The sequence below is a fragment of the Pantoea sp. EKM10T genome, assembly GCF_011800685.1.
Classification (GTDB): domain Bacteria; phylum Pseudomonadota; class Gammaproteobacteria; order Enterobacterales; family Enterobacteriaceae; genus Pantoea; species Pantoea agglomerans.
Genome location: NZ_JAALEU010000016.1, coordinates 24,338 through 41,166, shown reverse-complemented (window position 1 = coordinate 41,166; position 16,829 = coordinate 24,338). Strand labels below are relative to the sequence as shown.

The 16,829-nt window shown below is 51.0% G+C and carries 16 protein-coding genes and 2 riboswitches; of the genes, 7 read left to right on the top strand and 9 right to left on the bottom strand.

Annotated elements, in window-relative coordinates:
• The first annotated feature begins 75 nt into the window (after positions 1 to 75).
• A complete protein-coding gene (locus tag HFD95_RS21025; protein ID WP_010248206.1) occupies positions 76 to 762 on the top strand; it encodes a GntR family transcriptional regulator in 687 nt (228 codons plus the stop codon).
• A gap of 52 nt (positions 763 to 814) precedes the next feature.
• Here the strand turns inward: HFD95_RS21025 and thiD are convergent, their stop codons facing one another.
• Both thiD and thiM read right to left on the bottom strand, forming a co-directional pair.
• Complete coding sequence (gene thiD, locus HFD95_RS21020) at positions 815 to 1,615, bottom strand: bifunctional hydroxymethylpyrimidine kinase/phosphomethylpyrimidine kinase (RefSeq protein WP_033778762.1); 801 nt, start codon at positions 1,613 to 1,615, stop codon at positions 815 to 817.
• Positions 1,602 to 2,399 (bottom strand): hydroxyethylthiazole kinase, encoded by a 798-nt coding sequence (gene thiM, locus HFD95_RS21015; RefSeq protein ID WP_089413997.1) that lies wholly within the window; start codon positions 2,397 to 2,399, stop codon positions 1,602 to 1,604. Before thiM ends, thiD begins: the two co-directional genes overlap by 14 nt.
• Before the next feature lie 34 nt (positions 2,400 to 2,433).
• Positions 2,434 to 2,534, bottom strand: a riboswitch (TPP riboswitch).
• Between the two features lie 93 nt (positions 2,535 to 2,627).
• On the opposite strand from thiM, the gene HFD95_RS21010 reads away from it, so the two are divergent.
• Positions 2,628 to 3,299, top strand: a complete 672-nt coding sequence (locus tag HFD95_RS21010) for a DUF4823 domain-containing protein (RefSeq protein ID WP_243208644.1) — start codon at positions 2,628 to 2,630, stop codon at positions 3,297 to 3,299.
• Between the two features lie 151 nt (positions 3,300 to 3,450).
• Here the strand turns inward: HFD95_RS21010 and HFD95_RS21005 are convergent, their stop codons facing one another.
• A complete protein-coding gene (locus HFD95_RS21005; RefSeq protein WP_167430683.1) occupies positions 3,451 to 3,588 on the bottom strand; it encodes a hypothetical protein in 138 nt (45 codons plus the stop codon).
• Between the two features lie 176 nt (positions 3,589 to 3,764).
• Positions 3,765 to 4,574 carry a short-chain dehydrogenase gene (locus HFD95_RS21000; RefSeq protein WP_167430682.1) on the bottom strand — a complete coding sequence of 270 codons (810 nt, stop codon included), beginning with the start codon at positions 4,572 to 4,574 and terminating at the stop codon, positions 3,765 to 3,767.
• 969 nt (positions 4,575 to 5,543) lie between these two features.
• Between HFD95_RS21000 and HFD95_RS20995 the strand changes: the two genes are divergently transcribed.
• Complete coding sequence (locus HFD95_RS20995) at positions 5,544 to 6,017, top strand: recombinase family protein (RefSeq protein WP_207713353.1); 474 nt, start codon at positions 5,544 to 5,546, stop codon at positions 6,015 to 6,017.
• 641 nt (positions 6,018 to 6,658) lie between these two features.
• Here the strand turns inward: HFD95_RS20995 and HFD95_RS20990 are convergent.
• Positions 6,659 to 7,492 carry an AbiJ-NTD4 domain-containing protein gene (locus HFD95_RS20990; RefSeq protein WP_167430681.1) on the bottom strand — a complete coding sequence of 278 codons (834 nt, stop codon included), beginning with the start codon at positions 7,490 to 7,492 and terminating at the stop codon, positions 6,659 to 6,661.
• A gap of 43 nt (positions 7,493 to 7,535) precedes the next feature.
• Entirely contained in the window at positions 7,536 to 8,630 is a 1,095-nt protein-coding gene (locus HFD95_RS20985; RefSeq protein WP_167430680.1) for a tyrosine-type recombinase/integrase, read from the bottom strand.
• Between the two features lie 66 nt (positions 8,631 to 8,696).
• Positions 8,697 to 8,797: riboswitch (TPP riboswitch) on the bottom strand.
• Positions 8,798 to 9,104: 307 nt separating this feature from the next.
• Between HFD95_RS20985 and HFD95_RS20980 the strand changes: the two genes are divergently transcribed.
• Positions 9,105 to 9,302 carry a hypothetical protein gene (locus tag HFD95_RS20980; RefSeq protein ID WP_010248217.1) on the top strand — a complete coding sequence of 66 codons (198 nt, stop codon included), beginning with the start codon at positions 9,105 to 9,107 and terminating at the stop codon, positions 9,300 to 9,302.
• 97 nt (positions 9,303 to 9,399) lie between these two features.
• Positions 9,400 to 10,359, top strand: coding sequence for an AEC family transporter (locus tag HFD95_RS20975; protein ID WP_022625034.1), 960 nt, complete (start codon positions 9,400 to 9,402; stop codon positions 10,357 to 10,359).
• Between the two features lie 54 nt (positions 10,360 to 10,413).
• Here the strand turns inward: HFD95_RS20975 and ahpF are convergent, their stop codons facing one another.
• Entirely contained in the window at positions 10,414 to 11,982 is a 1,569-nt protein-coding gene (gene ahpF, locus HFD95_RS20970) for an alkyl hydroperoxide reductase subunit F (protein ID WP_010248223.1), read from the bottom strand.
• Positions 11,983 to 12,053: 71 nt separating this feature from the next.
• A complete protein-coding gene (gene ahpC, locus HFD95_RS20965; RefSeq protein ID WP_010248225.1) occupies positions 12,054 to 12,617 on the bottom strand; it encodes an alkyl hydroperoxide reductase subunit C in 564 nt (187 codons plus the stop codon).
• Positions 12,618 to 12,853: 236 nt separating this feature from the next.
• On the opposite strand from ahpC, the gene HFD95_RS20960 reads away from it, so the two are divergent.
• Entirely contained in the window at positions 12,854 to 13,309 is a 456-nt protein-coding gene (locus HFD95_RS20960) for a GNAT family N-acetyltransferase (protein ID WP_010248228.1), read from the top strand.
• On the opposite strand, the gene apbC is transcribed toward HFD95_RS20960, so the two are convergent.
• Positions 13,306 to 14,418, bottom strand: a complete 1,113-nt coding sequence (gene apbC, locus HFD95_RS20955; RefSeq protein ID WP_010248231.1) for an iron-sulfur cluster carrier protein ApbC — start codon at positions 14,416 to 14,418, stop codon at positions 13,306 to 13,308. The two genes, HFD95_RS20960 and apbC, sit on opposite strands and share 4 nt — an antisense overlap.
• A 177-nt stretch (positions 14,419 to 14,595) precedes the next feature.
• Between apbC and metG the strand changes: the two genes are divergently transcribed.
• Complete coding sequence (gene metG / locus HFD95_RS20950) at positions 14,596 to 16,629, top strand: methionine--tRNA ligase (RefSeq protein WP_167430679.1); 2,034 nt, start codon at positions 14,596 to 14,598, stop codon at positions 16,627 to 16,629.
• The last annotated feature ends 200 nt before the right edge of the window (positions 16,630 to 16,829 follow it).

Here is a 16,829-nt window from a genome sequence, read left to right as displayed (position 1 = left end):
AGATGCAGCGCGCTGATTAGACTGACACTTTCCCATCGCGCTGGCCCCTGCCAGCCGTAATATGGATATTGCTGCATGTCGATCGCCTATACCATTACTACCAGCGAACCGGTAAATCAGCAGATTTACCGGTATCTGCGCAAAGATATCGTCACCTGCGCAATTCAGCCGGGCTCGCTGCTCTCGGAAAAAGAGGTGTCCGCGCGCTTCAACGTTTCACGCCAGCCGGTGCGTGAAGCGTTCATCAAGCTGGCCGAAGCCGGACTGGTACAGGTATTGCCGCAGCGTGGCACTTTCGTGCGCAAAATCTCCGCTAAGCGGGTGGCGGATGGCCGTTTTATCAGGGAGGCAGTCGAGGTGTCGGTGGTTCGCCGTGCGGCACTGGAGATTGATGATCCGGCTCTGATGGCGCTGGAGCATAACCTGCAGCTGCAGCGCATGGCCGCTGAACGGCATGACAGCCAGGCTTTTCTCACTCTGGACGATGAGTTTCATCGCCTGATTGCTGAAAGCATTGACTGTAAGCTGGCCTGGGAAACGGTGGAGAACATCAAAGCGGCCATGGACCGGGTGCGGTTTCTGACGCTGAGTGAAGTCTCTCCACCGGACAAGCTGATTGAGCAGCATGAAGAGATTTTTGCGGCGCTGAAGCGTCATGACGCCGATGCAGCCGAAGCGGCAATGCGTCGTCATCTGCAGGAGATGATCTTCTCTATCACCCCGATTGCCGAGCGTAACAGCGCCTGGTTTGAAGCACCCTGAACCTGAAACCGCCCGCACCACCTGATTACCAGGTCGATGCGGGCCTTCGTCGTTACCACCATTGATGAAAATGGTGAACCGGCCCGATACCCTTCCCGACCTCCAGCGAATCCGCCTGCAGCAGCGCCTGCTGTAACCAGTTTTTGGCTTCCCCGATCGTCTCTGCCCAGTCAGCATGACGTGGTCGCAACGCGGCTAAGGCTGCCGACAGCGTACAGCCGGTGCCGTGCGTATGACGGGTATTCACGCGCGGCGTACTGAATCGCTGCTCTGCTGAGTGCGTGATCAGCCAGTCCGGGCTCTCCGCCGCCGTAAGGTGACCGCCCTTCATCAGCACGGCCTGACAGCCCAGTGCCAGCAATGCCCGTCCCTGCTCGCGCATTTCCTCTTCATCTGCCGCAATGGCGCAATCCAGCAACGCCGCCGCTTCCGGCAGATTAGGCGTGATCAGCGAGACCTGCGGCAATAACAGCTCTCGTACACTGGCTACGGCGTCTGGCGAGAGCAGCGCATCACCACTTTTCGCAACCATGACCGTGTCCAGCACGATAAACGGGATTGCCGCATTGCTCAGCCGGGCCGCAACCTGCTCCACGATAGCCGTTTCTGACAGCATGCCAATTTTTGCGCTGTCGATGCGCACATCACTGAGCACCGAATCGAGCTGGGCGGCCACAAAGTCAGGCGTAATGCGATAAACCGACTGCACGCCGCAGGTGTTCTGTGCCACCAGCGCGGTGATGACGCTGGTGCCATAGGCTCCCAGAGCGGAGAAGGTCTTGAGATCGGCCTGAATCCCTGCGCCGCCGCTGGGATCGGTACCCGCAATCGTCAGAGCGTTAATACGTTTCATGATTACCCTCCAGCGTCCAGAGTGCATCAATAAACGCCGTGGCAAAGCTGCCGGGTCCGGCAGCCTGCGCCGCCGCCTTTTCACCCGCCAGCGCCATCACCTGACAGGCGGCCGCGACATTCATCAGCCGATCGCCAGGCAGAGAGCTGAAACCCGCCACCACTGCCGAGAGGGCGCAGCCGGTCCCGACTACCTGTGTCATTAAGGGGCTTCCACCGTGTACAGCAAGGAGTCGCTGACCATCGGTGGCGTAGTCCACTTCACCGGTGACGACCACCAGCGTGCTCCAGGTTTCCGCGAGCTGTTGGGCCGCATCGAGTGCTGCATCCGCCTGATGCAGCGTGTCGACACCGCGCCCGCCGCTGGCCTGTTGTGCCAGCGCCAGAATCTCTGACGCATTCCCCCGAATCACCGCCGGTTGCTGGTTTAACAACTGCTGGCAGAAGTCACTGCGCAGCGTCAGCGCGCCGACGGCAACCGGATCGAGTGTCCAGGGCGTGCCCGCCTGATTAGCCGCGGTGACGGCAGCCTGCATCGCCTGCTGGCGATCGCGGGTTAAGGTGCCCACGTTAATCAGCAGTGCATCGGCCATGCTACTGAACTGGGCAGCCTCAGCGGCATCGATCACCATCGCCGGTGAGGCATGGAGTGCCAGCAACACGTTGGCGGTGAAGTTCTGGACCACGTCATTGGTCATACAGTGCACCAGCGGTGACTGGCGCCGGAAAGCGTGCAGAATGGGCGCGAAGTGCGCGGCAGAAAGGTGTTGAGATTGATGTGTCATCGTAGCTCCCAACCGGCGAACAAGAAGGCGAATGCGGTCAGGCATCAGACTTCCCTACGCTGGCATTATCCAGTTCAGGTCAGCGGGTTTTTCTCAGCCCTTTCCGTGTGGAAAGCGGCACCCCGAGTCATATAGATATTACTCCATCTATTAGCAGCTTACGGGAAGGGGCTTGTTTGCACAAGCCTGTGTCCTGATGCCTGACCGCATTGATTACGCCGAAAGGGAATGTCACAGTTTTGTGCCAATTTTATCACAGTGTTTGTGACATGCATCGAACTCACCTACCCATTTCAAAACAATCAATTGCTTGCTTTTGATGCTTTAAAAATTGGATACTTAGGAAAACTCTTAGAGCAATGCAATATTACAATCTTATTTGGGAAGATCATGAAAGGAACTGCCCTGTCGTTAGCGGCTATTATGTTAGCTGGCTGCTCTGCTAAATATAATCAAATTGACGTAAAGCAAACTACTGAACTTTTAGATAGGAAAGGTTCTGTACTCATTGCCATGCCTAAAGATGGCTTCTATGACACAACAGTTTATCGTAGTTCCGGGCAGGAAACAGCCAGTGCTATACAGGCCGCGTTTACACGGCATTCAGATAATGTCAGCATTTCTCAGCAGTGCTCAGATATTCAATGCCTAAAGAATAACTCTAATGATTATACATACTTGGTAGTACCTCAGATTCTACATTGGGAAGACAGGGCTACTGAATGGTCAATGAAGCCTGATAAAATCGAGATAAAATTAGCTATTTATAAATCATCAGATTTATCTTTGCTAAGCTCTTCGGTAATTAATGGTTCAAGTAAGATTGCAACCTGGGGCGGTGACCATCCTCAGGATTTGTTATCAGTACCTATTAACAGCTATATATCATCCCTCTACTAAGGATTAACTTAAGATAAAGATAGAGTGATATATAAGCATGAGGGAAATGTTAAAATTTCAGAAATTAATCAGTCAGATACAGCCACATTAAGGCGAGTAGTGTGGCTGATTTGATGGGATGATGAAGAGAAGGCTAAGGGATTAGCCATAATCAAATGCGCTTAGCTAGTGTCCAGACATTCTGGACTCCGCCTGTGATTCCGCCAGCGGCAACGCTCACTATTCCAGCCCACAACGTTTCAAAAAATAAAGCGACAAACAACACGATGTGACGCAAAAGTTTATTCATAGGCACCCCCTTATTAGCATAATCATTTAACAAAACGCTGATATAGCGTATTAGGTTTAAGATTAAGAGAAGGGCCAGAAGAGCAAGCATTGAGGTAGGACTCGAACCTACGCATACACTTGCTAAACGCACTTGTGTTAATGTTAATGCTGTTAAGGTTTAAAAGTCAAGAATATTTATTTCTTAATAGCCAATGCAGCTAGCGCTTTTCTGCTGGCTTCAATTTTAGCCCTGCGTTGCTTCTCAACAATGTGCTCATCAAGAATTAACTCAATGCCGACTTTAACCACAGGGAAGGCGTCTAAACATTCTTGCTCGCTTAGCTCATGCACCCCTTTGCTAAGGATTCCATAAAGCTGATGGTTCTCAACAAGGAAGGGGGGAAGATGTCCGCTAAGCATTTTTATCTTGTCATTCATCCTGGCCGTTTTAAATGCTTGCTCATCAAAGCTATCATCTTTTAATGCTTCTGCTTTAGCCTCTTCAATCAGGCTTTCAAAAATTCTACGCAGATAAACAAATGAACCTACGCCTACACCATGAGCCGCAAGACCAATAGCTTTCTTTAATTCATTAAAATATTGCCTGCTAAGCACAGATGAGTATTTTTTCACATCATGCATATTCAAATCAGCTACACTTGGGTTTTGACCAACTTTCTGAAGCGTAAAATCTACTTCTGACACATACAAGAAAAATACTAATTTGTGACTCTGTTCCCTTGCGCAATAAAATTGTTGCTGTTTATAGCCATAGCTAATGTCGAACCCCTCGAGTATAGAACTGCTTCTGCGAGACTCTCTGCTAAAAACGCTATGTGACTTACACCCATGGCAATATGAATCAATAGTGTCCGGTGCTGAAATTAATAATTCAAACAAGTTTTTATTTACGTTGCGGATATCAACGCTATCATAAAGAGCGTATTTAAGGTAAAAATCCTCTGAAGAAGGCAGGACAGGAGAGTTATCGGAGGAGGCTGACATTGATGATCCCTTGTTTTTGTGTACAATGTAAGCTGGCATCATAGGATGAATCTGTATGGTGTGTGAACTACTAAGTGTAGTAAAATTAGAAGAAGAAAAGACATTTACCCTCTAACGCTCTCAGAGGCATTCTGGCAGTATCTCGCTTAAAATAACACATACCCCTGCCCTTTATATTACCTCTCCTCCTAATGCGTTACAGGGCGTTTAAATGGCACGCATACCTGTTGCCATAGACTGGCTGAACAGTGGCTAACAATTAAATGCTATAATGAATAGTTAGGAAGCTTTTTGTCCTGAATTTTCCCTTCTTTACCTATCAATAAGTTAGAGGATTCAGGCGAGATAATTAAAATAGTTTGCAGTATTTTTCTTAAAAATTCGATATTACTATATAGAGACATTATTTTTTTATTGTCCTTATGAAGAAAATTCGTTACTTTTTACCTGTTCACCCGGTAATACATAGTATAGGTACTATTAATTATTATCTATTAATCCTAATAGAAATGAATAACATCCTAACGCCCTAGCCGGGCAGGCTAAAAGAAACGCCTGAAGCTATCTCGCACTCTCGTGCTCGCCACGCTCCCAGCAACAGCCTTTATTCTTTCTGAACGAAGTGAGGCTAGCTTATTGCTAGCTGAATGAGTTCTCAGCGTAACGCCGTAGGCATTCTGTTGACATTCCCCGCATGGGCAGGCTCCGCAGGAAATGCCCATGATATGTATCATGTATGCAGATAGATAAGAGGGTATAGAATCCTTTAATAACTACCTCGCTATTAGCCCTTAATAACTACCGCCGAAATAAACTACCCTTTCAAGGATAACAATAATAATGAAAATTGAATGGATTAAAGTAGATGGCATGATGTTTGCCATTGATAAAGCTACAGGTGAAATCCTGAGTAAAACTATGGACACTCAATCACTCTATACACATTAATAACAGGCTGGAGTGAGCGAAATGAAATATGGATATGCACGTGTTAGTACACAGGAGCAGAACACAGGCATACAGGTAACTGCTCTCACAGAGCTGGGCTGTGAGCGTGTGTATCATGAGAACATTTCTGGTAAGAATGCTCAGAGGCCTGAGCTGGTACGCCTGCTTGCTGATGTGCAGGAAGGCTACACTGTTGTTGTGATGAAGCTAGACCGCTTAGCACGTAATACACGTGATGCTCTGTCTATTGCTGATGAGCTGAAGGCTAAGGGAGTAGGCTTAGTGTGTATGGACTTAGGGCAAACAGATATTAACTCTGACATTGGACGTGTTATCTACACAGTGATTGCAGCTGTGGGAGAGTTTGAGCGTAAGCGTATATTAGAGCGTACCAATGAGGGTAAGAAGGCTGCTAAGGAGAGAGGCGTAGTTTTTGGCCCTAAGCCTGATGAAGCTCTTCATACACGTATACGTGAGCTATATGAGGGGGAATGAATAAGTTGGCTATTAGTAAGGAGCTTTCTATCTCACGCACTACCGTGCACAAAGTATTAAATTAATTACCGCAATAGTATTTAAAGGCTTCTCAGGGGGAAACGGAGCGTTAGTCAGGAACAGTGAATAACAACTACCCTCCGGAATGTACAAGCTAACGAACAGCCCCAGCTGTGAGGGAGATTGGTGCGTTTCTGTTGACCTTTGCAGCTCTGCTGCGTGCCCTATAATAGCATTTGTTAGTCAGAGTAAAATAAGCCATTGACCCTACTCTCCCCTCTCCTTTCATACACATTCCATTTATGTTATTCCTCCCTCCTGAAAATCATTCCCCCTGTATATCCTATTGTTTGTCATTCTATAACGCCTACGGCGAGACAGGTTGTATTAAGGCGTATTCTCCGTGACGTATGTCACCCTGAATGAGCCAGCGAATAGCTGGTGAATGAGGGAATGGAGAATGAACATAGTGACTATTCTCGCAGCTTTGCTGCGTTATATTAGATGGGGTTGATAGGACACCCCACGATACATAGGAGCGAAGCGGGTATCGATATAGGTGTTTTCTCATCCTCTGTGCTAAAGCACGTTTATTACTGCTGACGCTGAAGCGAGATATTGCCTAGCGTCAACATGTATTGTTATGAGCCTGTCTTCGCAAGTAGATAGTTATTAAATGCGCTACAAGCAATCAGCATAAATCGCGCATCCTCTAAGCTAGGTTCAGGGGAATCATTGCCTAATGCATGGCGTATTCCTGGCTGGTCACTAGTGTAACCATACAACTGAGTGAAGGCTTGTTTCATTGCAGGGTGGATATACCCTTGCTTCTCAATTAAAGTAAGACACTTTCCTAGCGTACCTTTATCATCCTCAGTGATCTTTTTACATAGTGATTCAATAGCTGATATAGATTCTTTGATGGAATTTCGATAATCAGGTTGCTCCCTATCAGCCATTAATTCAAGCGCCCTTTCAAAGTGCAAACCTGAAGATTCGGGACTATTAGCAATGGCCTCTTGTATGCTCTGTACTTCAACCTCACTTGATATGGGAGTGACAAGATAGTTGATGATAGTATAAGCAACACCAAATTTTCTAAAAGTTTGATTCATATCCCTTAAAAGGGCTTTTTTATTTGTCTCATTAACACTTTGAATTATAAACTCAATTACATCCAATACGCTGTACCAATCATCATTGGATATTGAGTTCTTTAGCATATCAGCCATAGAAGGAGAGTAGATATTACCTCTCACCAAAGATGGTATATCATCGATTGGCCGGTTTAAGTAGTCAGTCCATATTCCCCTCAGACAATACTGGGTATCTGCTGCGATTGTAACTCCCCCTAACCCTAAGTTTCTATGAATGCAATTCCAGATACCTATTCTCGAATCATTGTTCAGGCTTTCAATTTGGATTACGTCTTCAACTTTCACATATCCATATCGTTGGGAGAATCGTCTAGCCATTTTTGCCCCTGCTTTCTATGCTGAGTTTGCGCCGTGTAATGGCTTAGAGCCAATTCAGATTATCAATGATATGACAAACAACAGATAGCGGGAAGTCGTGCATGTATCTTCTCGTGATTCCCGTTCCTGTTTTCTCATGCCCAACTACCTGCTGTAAATGAGCAACGTTATTCATCCATCCAGAAGCAGCAGTTACAACGCTATGCCTGAAGCTATGCACAATACGTCTTTGATTGTGTATGTCCAGATACGGGATAGCTAGCGTCTCCCTGATGGTGGTTAGCTCCTTGCCAATCTTAGCCATGTTGGTTCCTGACACTTCAGGGAATAGCGCATCATTACTTACTTCAACAAACTGAAGAAATCCCAAATCAATCAGATGCTGATGAATGGGAATCTGCCTTGTAGCGTTGTCTGTCTTACCATCCCTGATTAGCAAGTGGTGTCGATTGCTATCATCATCAAAATACACCTGCCCTTTAGTGAGCGTTGCTATCTCACTGCGTCTGGCTCCTGTATAAGCAAGCAGCAGGACAACCCATTTCAGCCAGCCCTCAGCCTCATTGATGGCGTATGAAACGAATGAGCGCATTTCATTAGGCGTATAGGCTCCAAAGCGTTTTGCTGATGGAGGGGCCGTTATTCCGTCCGTAGGAGATTTGGTTAATATCCCCTTCTCATCTGTCAGGAAAGTTTTGAACAGGGATTTATAAATCTTCAGGTGTTTATGTATAGCTTCAGAGCCTATCACATCTTTCTCTGGCACATTATCACAGGCTAATAGCTGCTGAATTGTCATAGACCTATAGGGCTGTATAACGCGCTTAGGGAGGTTTTCTACAGCCTCCATAACCTGACGTATGTCACGTGTTGTTATCTTCTCTACATCGCTCTGAGGTCCAATTAGGGCTATCAATGGCTTAATGTAACGCTCATTAGCTGAGGCTATAGCTATAGTCCATTTCATCCCACGTTCTGCTTTGTATTTCTCCCATGCTTCAGCAAGCATCAATGCATTGGCTTCTCTGTAGCTATCAGTCTCAAGAGAACGTCGATACATCTTCCCAGCAGGGAGGGAGAATTGGACGTAATAAATTGAATGGCGTTTGAACGTGTAGCGGATGCGTTTAGACAGCAATTGGTGTTCCTCATCTTGTGCCAGTGGCTAATAAATACAAGATGGAATAAGTGCTATCTATATGAAACTTGAAGGTATTAACACCCCTACGCTGGCATTATCCAGTTCAGGTCAGCGGGTTTTTCTCAGCCCTTTCCGTGTGGAAAGCGGCACCCCGAGTCGTGTTACGGCTTGCAGCATAGGCAAGCCGCGCAGCGAAAGCAAGCGACTCCCGCCTGGGAAATAATCAGAGCTGAAACAATTCACATGATCCCGATCAACGCCTGAGGGTGCAAAAAAAGGCTTAATGCTGCGGGTTAACGAGATACCTCTTTATAGGTAGCCCCGCTTATTACCCGGATAGGTAATATTTCCCGCAGTGACTCTGGTCACCCCATAATAATTAACCTGCTTGCAGCATCATCGTAAAAAACACTTTATTTCATGGAGTCAGAAAACTCCTGAAGCGGAACTTCATACTATTCAGGATGTATGATGCGATTTTTAGCGCTTATTCCACACCGCCATCGATGGCAGGATATTAATATTGAACGCAAGGGTGCCGTGGCACCCAATGGCAGACAGTACCTCTCCACCTATATTTCCGCCCGCTGCACAGGCTGTGGCGAAATTATTCACCGGGTCTATTATCGCGACATCAGCGATCGGCAGGCGCGCCGCTGGTTAGGTTAGCGTCCCGGTAACGGTCATTCCGGACACAGTTCAGGTTAACTGTTAGTTAGCAATTTGTTAGTCTGGTAACTAATCATCGTCTGACCAGACTCTCTCTATGCCACTGCTGTTTGAAAGCTTAAGCCATCAAATTTACCTGTCAGCCCCGCTGTTTATCCTGATCCTGCTGGGGTACTGCCTGACGCGCCTCGGGAAATGGCCCGCCAGCATCAGTGAAGGGATGAACCGCTTTGTGTTTAACGTTGCTCTGCCCTGCATGCTGTTTCGGGTGATGAGCACCTTCTCGCAAAGTCCGCCGGTGGATGCGCGCCTGTTGCTGGCCTTTTTCGGCAGTTGCCTGCTGGTGTTTATCGTGGGGCGACTGCTGGCAACAAGGCTGTTTAATCTGGATGGCGTAGCGGCGTCGGTTTTTGCGCTGGGCGGCATCTTTTCCAACAACGTCATGCTGGGGATCCCAGTGGCCACGGTACTGCTGGGGCCAGAAGCCCTGCCCCCGGTGGCGCTGGTGCTGGTGTTTAACAGCCTGATCCTCTGGACCTTACTGACCGTTTCGGTCGAGTGGGCAAAACAGGGCAGCTTCTCGCTGGAAGGACTCTGGCGCACCCTGCTCGGCGTGCTGAAGAATCCGCTGATCATCGGTATTCTCAGCGGTACAGCCTGGAGCTTTCTGCAACGTCCCTTGCCGCTGCTGGCCGCTGAACCGCTAAAGATGCTGGCCTCACTGGCTGCACCTCTGTCGCTGGTGACGCTGGGCATGAGCCTGGCGCACTATCGGGTGCGGGATGGCTTAAAAGAGAGCTATACCATCTGCCTGCTGAAGCTGGTGCTGCAACCGATGACGGTATGGGCTATCGCGTGGCTGACCGATCTGCCGCCGCTGGAGAGTAAAGTGGTGGTGCTGCTGGGATCGATGGCAGTCGGGGTTAACGTCTATCTGATGTCGCAGAAGTTTAATGTCATTACCGGCCCGGCGGCGGCGAGCATGCTCTTTTCTACCGTGTTTGCGGCGGTTACAACGCCAATCTGGATGATGCTGATGACGCTGGCGGGCTATTAACAAAAAAGCCCCTCAGCACACGTGCTGAAGGGCTATTGTCTGGCTAACTAAATGTTACTCAGCCGATTTGGTACGAATCAGATAGTCAAAAGCGCTCAGTGAGGCTTTAGCACCTTCGCCGCTGGCGATGATGATCTGCTTGTACGGTACGGTGGTGCAGTCGCCCGCGGCGAACACGCCTTTCAGGCTGGTTTCGCATTTACCATCGATGATGATCTCACCCATTTTGTTACGCTCAACCGCGCCTTCCAGCCATGGGGTATTCGGCAACAGACCGATCTGAACGAAGATACCGGAGAGCGGCAGCTCATGAGTGGTCTGCGTCGTACGGTCGATATAGTGCAGGCCGGTGACTTTGGTGCCGTCGCCTTTCACTTCGGTGGTCTGCGCGTTCAGGATCACATCCACGTTCTTCAGGCTGCGCAGCTTATCCTGCAGCACCTGATCGGCGCGCATCTCACCGGCAAACTCCAGCAGCGTAACGTGTTCAACGATACCGGCCAGGTCAATGGCCGCTTCCACGCCGGAGTTACCGCCGCCGATCACCGCCGTGCGTTTGCCTTTAAACAGCGGGCCATCGCAGTGTGGGCAGTAGGTCACGCCTTTGGTGCGATACTCTTCTTCACCCGGCACGCCCATGTTACGCCAGCGTGCGCCGGTCGCCAGGATGATGCTGCGTGATTTCAATACTGCGCCGGAGGCGGTTTCGATGGCGTGCATTCCGCCCTCTTTCGCTGCCGGGATTAGTTTGATGGCGCTCTGGCTTTCAATGACGTCCACGTTGTAATCATCCACGTGTGCGCGCAGTGAACCGGCCAGTTTGGCCCCTTCGGTTTTCGGTACGGAGATATAGTTTTCGATATCGACCGTGTCCAGCACCTGGCCGCCAAAACGCTCACCCAGCAGGCCGGTACGGATACCTTTACGTGCTGAGTAGATGGCTGCCGCTGCGCCCGCCGGGCCGCTGCCGATAATCAGGACTTCATAGGCGTCACGCTTGTTCAGCTCTTCCGCTGCACGTTTGTCGGCATTGGTATCCACTTTGCTGACAATTTCCGCCAGGCTCATGCGACCCTGACCAAACTCTTTACCATTGAGGTAAACCGCTGGCACGCCCATCACGTTACGTTCCTGAATCTCGTTCTGGAACAGGCCACCGTCGATAGCGGTGTGGCTGATGCGCGGGTTAATCACCGCCATCAGGTTCAGCGCCTGTACGACGTCAGGGCAGTTATGGCATGAGAGTGAATAGTAGGTTTCGAAATGGAAGTCGCTGTCCAGCGCGGCAATCTGATCCAGCAGGCTTTGTGCTTCTTTCGACGGATGCCCACCGGTCTGTAACAGTGCCAGCACCAGTGAGGTAAATTCGTGACCCAGAGGTGAACCGGCAAAACGCGGGCCGCTGTTCGAACCTGGGTTGGTGATCAGAAATGAGGGCTTACGCACCTGACGATCGTTCTCTTCGCGGAAGCTGACTTTGTCAGACAAACCGGCGATATCAACCAACAGTTCACGGATCTCGGTTGATTTTGCACCTTCGTCCAGCGTGGCAATCAACTCAACAGGTTTGGTTAATTTCTCAAGGTAAGCCTTGAGCTGGGTTTTCAGATTTGTGTCGAGCATAGTGATATCCTGGTCAAAAAATCGGGTGCCGCAGCACCCGATTGGAGAATGGTCGAAAGGCCGAAGCGGAATTAGATTTTGCCAACCAGGTCCAGAGACGGAGCCAGTGTTGCATCACCTTCTTTCCATTTAGCCGGGCACACTTCACCTGGGTGAGAAGCCACGTACTGAGCCGCTTTCACTTTGCGCAGCAGGTCAGAGGCGTCACGGCCAATGCCTTCAGCAGTGATTTCGATTGCCTGGATAACGCCTTCCGGGTCAACGATAAAGGTACCGCGGTCAGCCAGACCTTCGTCTTCACGCATGATTTCGAAGTTACGGGTCAGCGCGCCAGTCGGGTCACCGATCATCGTGTACTGGATTTTCGCGATGGTGTCAGAAGAACCGTGCCAGGCTTTGTGGGTAAAGTGGGTATCGGTAGAAACGGAGTAGATATCTACGCCCAGTTTCTGGAACTCTTCGTAGTGATCAGCCACGTCGCCCAGCTCGGTCGGGCAGACGAAGGTGAAGTCAGCTGGATAGAAGAAGAACACACTCCATTTACCTTCAACGTCTTTCTCGGTTACGTCGATGAATTCGCCGTTTTTGAATGCTGCGTTTTTGAACGGCTTGATTTTGGTATTGATAATAGACATCTGGTGGCCTCCGTTAAAATATGTGATGCAGGTTACATAATTTCCGGGCCAACATCTAATATGCAGTCGTTATCAATTTGATTAACGAAAGCTATCAAACGCTAAGAGCCTGATGCTCTCTGGCCCGGCAGGCAGTGTACAGCGATTTACGTGACATTTAACCCGCTTTATCTTTTCCGCCCCTCTCCGCGAATCGCTGCTAGTTTTGTAAGACCGGATTAAAAGGGAGCTGACTTGTGGAGATTCGTCCGTTTACTGAAGCCGATCGTCCTTTTCTGCGTACGCTGTTTCTGGCGGCGCGTCGGCATAACTGGCGCTGGCTGGACGGCAGCGAGTGGCAGCTGGAAGATTTTGATGGGGTAATCCTGGGTGAAACCGTGCTGGTCGCGGAAGCTGATGGACAGCGGGTCGGATTTGCCGGCCTGCTGGAGAACGATAACTTCCTGCACAGCCTCTATGTCGATCCTGACTGGCAGGGGCGCGGCGTGGGCAGCGCTTTGCTTAAGGCGGCAGAGGCGCACTTTACCTCAACCGGTGCGCTGAAGTGCCTGCAGAAGAATAAAGCGGCGCAGGCCTTTTACCTGAAACATGGCTGGAAGATGATTTCACAGGGCGAAGGCGAACATGGCGGCTACGTGTTAATGCACTACCCGCTGGCCTCGCAATATGCCAGCGGGTCGGGTCGGGCTTAAAGCGCGCGGAACGCGATATCGCCGGGGATGACTTCGCCCTGCCAGTAAAGCTGGGCAGCAACGCGTCCGGCCAGCTGGCGATAAAGCGCGGTAAACTCGCTATCGGGCCGGCGAATCACCGTCGGCTGACCTTCATCGAGATCTTCGCGCAGGTCAATGTGCAGCGGCAGCTGGGCCAGCAGTTGCGTCTGGTAATCCTCTACCAGTTTTTGTGCGCCGCCGGTGCCGAAAATCGGCTCATGGAAGCCACACTGACTGCAGACATGCAGGCTCATGTTTTCCACCACGCCAAGTACCGGCACATTGACCTTTTCAAACATCACCAGCCCTTTGCGGGCATCAATCAGGGCGATATCCTGCGGCGTGGTCACCACCAGCGCGCCGGTGACTGGTACGTTCTGCGCCAGCGTCAGCTGAATATCGCCGGTACCGGGTGGCATATCCAGCACCAGATAATCCAGCTCAGGCCACAGCGTCTCGTTCAGCAGCTGCATCAGCGCTTTGCTGGCCATCGGCCCGCGCCACACCATCGCATTGTCGTCCGTTACCAGATAACCAATAGAGTTGGTTGCCAGCCCGTGCGCCATGATCGGCGCCATGTGGGTGCCATCCGGCGAGGTAGGCCGCTGATCCTGGGTGCCAAGCATGTTCGGCACTGACGGGCCATAAATGTCGGCGTCAAGAATGCCGACCCGCGCCCCCTCTGCTGCCAGCGCCAGCGCCATGTTCACGGCGGTGCTGGATTTACCCACGCCGCCTTTGCCAGAGCTGACTGCAATAATATTTTTCACGCCGTTGACGCCCGGCTGGTTTTTCACCCGTTTCAGGGTGGCAATGTCATGGCTGAGTCGCCAGTCGATGGCACCCGCGCCGGTCTGACGCAGCAGTTCGGCGCTGACCTGCTCTTTCAGGACGTCGAACCCGCTGGCCCAGGCAAACGGCATCAGCAGCTCCACATGCAGCGTACCGTCAAGCTGTGCCACGTGATGTAACGCCTTCAGGGCGGTGAGATTCTGCTTAAGGGTCGGATGCTCAAAGCTTCTCAATACGCCAGCCACGATGGCGCGCAGGCCTTCTGGCGTCTGCGGTTCCCGGGATTGTGCTGTCATCCCCTACTCCTTATTTCTGCTGTGCTTACGCTGTGTTTCAGCGATGTATTGTCAATGATATCAGATGCTCGTGGATCTGCGGTGACCGGAGGGGGTGAATCCCTTGTGTTTACGCAGGAGAAGCCTTCAGTTACCATCTAAGCCCGTTTTTTCAATCAACAGAAAGCTACGCAAACTATGACTCAAGTCGCTAAAAAAATTCTGGTAACGTGCGCACTGCCTTACGCGAACGGATCAATCCATCTCGGCCACATGCTCGAGCATATCCAGGCCGACATTTGGGTGCGTTATCAGCGAATGCGTGGCAATCAGGTTTATTTCATCTGCGCCGATGATGCGCACGGCACGCCTATCATGCTGAAAGCTCAGCAGTTAGGGATTGCACCGGAGCAGATGATTGCAGAAATGAAAAGCGAGCATGAAGCCGACTTTGCCGGTTTCAACGTCAGCTATGACAACTATCACTCGACCCACGGCGACGAAAACCGTGAGCTTTCTGCGCTGATTTATGGCCGTCTGAAAGAGAACGGTTTTATTAAAAACCGCACCATCTCCCAGCTTTACGATCCGGAAAAAGGGATGTTCCTGCCGGACCGTTTTGTAAAAGGCACCTGCCCGAAATGTAAATCTGCCGATCAGTATGGCGATAACTGCGAAGTGTGTGGCGCGACCTACAGCCCGACCGAGTTAATCGAGCCAAAATCGGTGGTCTCTGGCGCGACACCGGTTCTGCGCGACTCTGAACACTTCTTCTTTGATCTGCCCTCGTTCAGCGCCATGCTGCAGGCCTGGACCCGCTCGGGTGCGTTGCAGGATCAGGTGGCGAACAAAATGCAGGAGTGGTTCGAATCGGGCCTGCAGCAGTGGGATATCTCCCGCGATGCGCCTTACTTCGGCTTTGAAATTCCGGACGCGCCAGGCAAATATTTTTATGTCTGGCTGGATGCGCCTATCGGCTACATGGGCTCGTTCAAGAACCTGTGCGACAAGCGCGGCGACATCGACTTCGATGAATTCTGGCGTAAAGACTCCACTACCGAGCTCTATCACTTCATCGGTAAAGATATCGTCTACTTCCACAGCCTGTTCTGGCCAGCGATGCTGGAAGGCAGCAACTTCCGCAAACCGAACAATCTGTTTGTGCACGGCTATGTCACCGTCAACGGTGCCAAGATGTCGAAGTCGCGCGGCACCTTTATTAAAGCCAGCACCTGGCTGCAGCATCTGGATGCGGACAGCCTGCGTTACTACTACGCGGCGAAACTCTCTTCACGTATCGACGATATCGACCTGAATCTGGAAGATTTCGTCCAGCGCGTAAACGCCGACATCGTCAACAAAGTGGTTAACCTGGCGTCACGTAACGCGGGCTTTATCACTAAACGCTTTGACGGCAAACTGGCGGCTGAGCTGGCCGATCCGGCGCTCTATCAGACCTTTGTGGACGCGTCAGAGAAGATTGGTGACGCCTGGGCCGGTCGTGAATACAGCCGTGCTATCCGTGAGATCATGGCGCTGGCTGACCTGGCGAACCGCTATGTCGATGAGCAGGCTCCGTGGGTGGTGGCGAAGCAGGAAGGCCGTGATGCCGATCTGCAGGCGATCTGCTCAATGGGCATTAACCTGTTCCGCATTCTGATGACCTGGTTGAAGCCGGTGCTGCCGTCACTGAGCGCCCGTGCAGAAGGCTTCCTGAACGGCGAACTGAGCTGGGATGCTATCGCGCAACCGCTGCTGGATCACCAGGTTGCGCCATTCAAAGCGCTCTACAGCCGCATTGAGATGGCAAAGGTTGAAGGACTGATTGAGGCCTCGAAAGAGGATGCCGCTGCCGCCAGTGCACCGGCCGCAAGCGGCCCGCTGGCAGATTCGCCGGTAGGTGACACCATCACCATCGACGATTTCGCCAAAGTTGATATGCGCGTGGCGCTGATTGAGCAGGCGGAACTGGTTGAGGGTTCGGACAAGCTGCTGCGCCTGCAGCTCGACCTGGGCGGTGAAAAGCGTCAGATCTTCTCGGGTATCCGCGCCGCCTATCCCGATCCCTCTGTGCTGGTCGGTAAAATGACCATTATCGTGGCCAACCTCGCGCCGCGTAAAATGCGCTTTGGTATCTCTGAAGGCATGGTGCTGTCAGCGGGTCCTGGCGGCAAAGATCTGTTTGTGCTGTCCGTCGACAGCGGTGCTGTACCGGGAATGCCCGTTAAGTAACACTCTGCATTCTGCGGCTTTAACCGCTTAGCGCAGTGCCGTTCTCAAACCCTTCGTGCCTCATCACGGGCGCGAAGGGTTATCACTCCTCGCTCTGAATGTGCACCGCTTCCATTCCACTCCCGCCCCAGAAAAACTGTATCTGCTGCGGCCACACCGCTGCATAAATGTGATCGCTAGCACGCTAAGCGGTTAATGCG

Excerpts from the sequence above, each read along its gene's own strand:
- HFD95_RS21025 (WP_010248206.1), top strand. The coding sequence starts at position 76 with ATGTCGATCGCCTATACCATTACTACCAGCGAACCGGTAAATCAGCAG.
- thiD (WP_033778762.1), bottom strand. The coding sequence starts at position 1,615 with ATGAAACGTATTAACGCTCTGACGATTGCGGGTACCGATCCCAGCGGC.
- thiM (WP_089413997.1), bottom strand. The coding sequence starts at position 2,399 with ATGACACATCAATCTCAACACCTTTCTGCCGCGCACTTCGCGCCCATT.
- HFD95_RS21010 (WP_243208644.1), top strand. The coding sequence starts at position 2,628 with ATGTCACAGTTTTGTGCCAATTTTATCACAGTGTTTGTGACATGCATC.
- HFD95_RS21005 (WP_167430683.1), bottom strand. The coding sequence starts at position 3,588 with ATGAATAAACTTTTGCGTCACATCGTGTTGTTTGTCGCTTTATTTTTT.
- HFD95_RS21000 (WP_167430682.1), bottom strand. The coding sequence starts at position 4,574 with ATGTCAGCCTCCTCCGATAACTCTCCTGTCCTGCCTTCTTCAGAGGAT.
- HFD95_RS20995 (WP_207713353.1), top strand. The coding sequence starts at position 5,544 with ATGAAATATGGATATGCACGTGTTAGTACACAGGAGCAGAACACAGGC.
- HFD95_RS20990 (WP_167430681.1), bottom strand. The coding sequence starts at position 7,492 with ATGGCTAGACGATTCTCCCAACGATATGGATATGTGAAAGTTGAAGAC.
- HFD95_RS20980 (WP_010248217.1), top strand. The coding sequence starts at position 9,105 with ATGCGATTTTTAGCGCTTATTCCACACCGCCATCGATGGCAGGATATT.
- HFD95_RS20975 (WP_022625034.1), top strand. The coding sequence starts at position 9,400 with ATGCCACTGCTGTTTGAAAGCTTAAGCCATCAAATTTACCTGTCAGCC.
- ahpF (WP_010248223.1), bottom strand. The coding sequence starts at position 11,982 with ATGCTCGACACAAATCTGAAAACCCAGCTCAAGGCTTACCTTGAGAAA.
- ahpC (WP_010248225.1), bottom strand. The coding sequence starts at position 12,617 with ATGTCTATTATCAATACCAAAATCAAGCCGTTCAAAAACGCAGCATTC.
- apbC (WP_010248231.1), bottom strand. The coding sequence starts at position 14,418 with ATGACAGCACAATCCCGGGAACCGCAGACGCCAGAAGGCCTGCGCGCC.
- metG (WP_167430679.1), top strand. The coding sequence starts at position 14,596 with ATGACTCAAGTCGCTAAAAAAATTCTGGTAACGTGCGCACTGCCTTAC.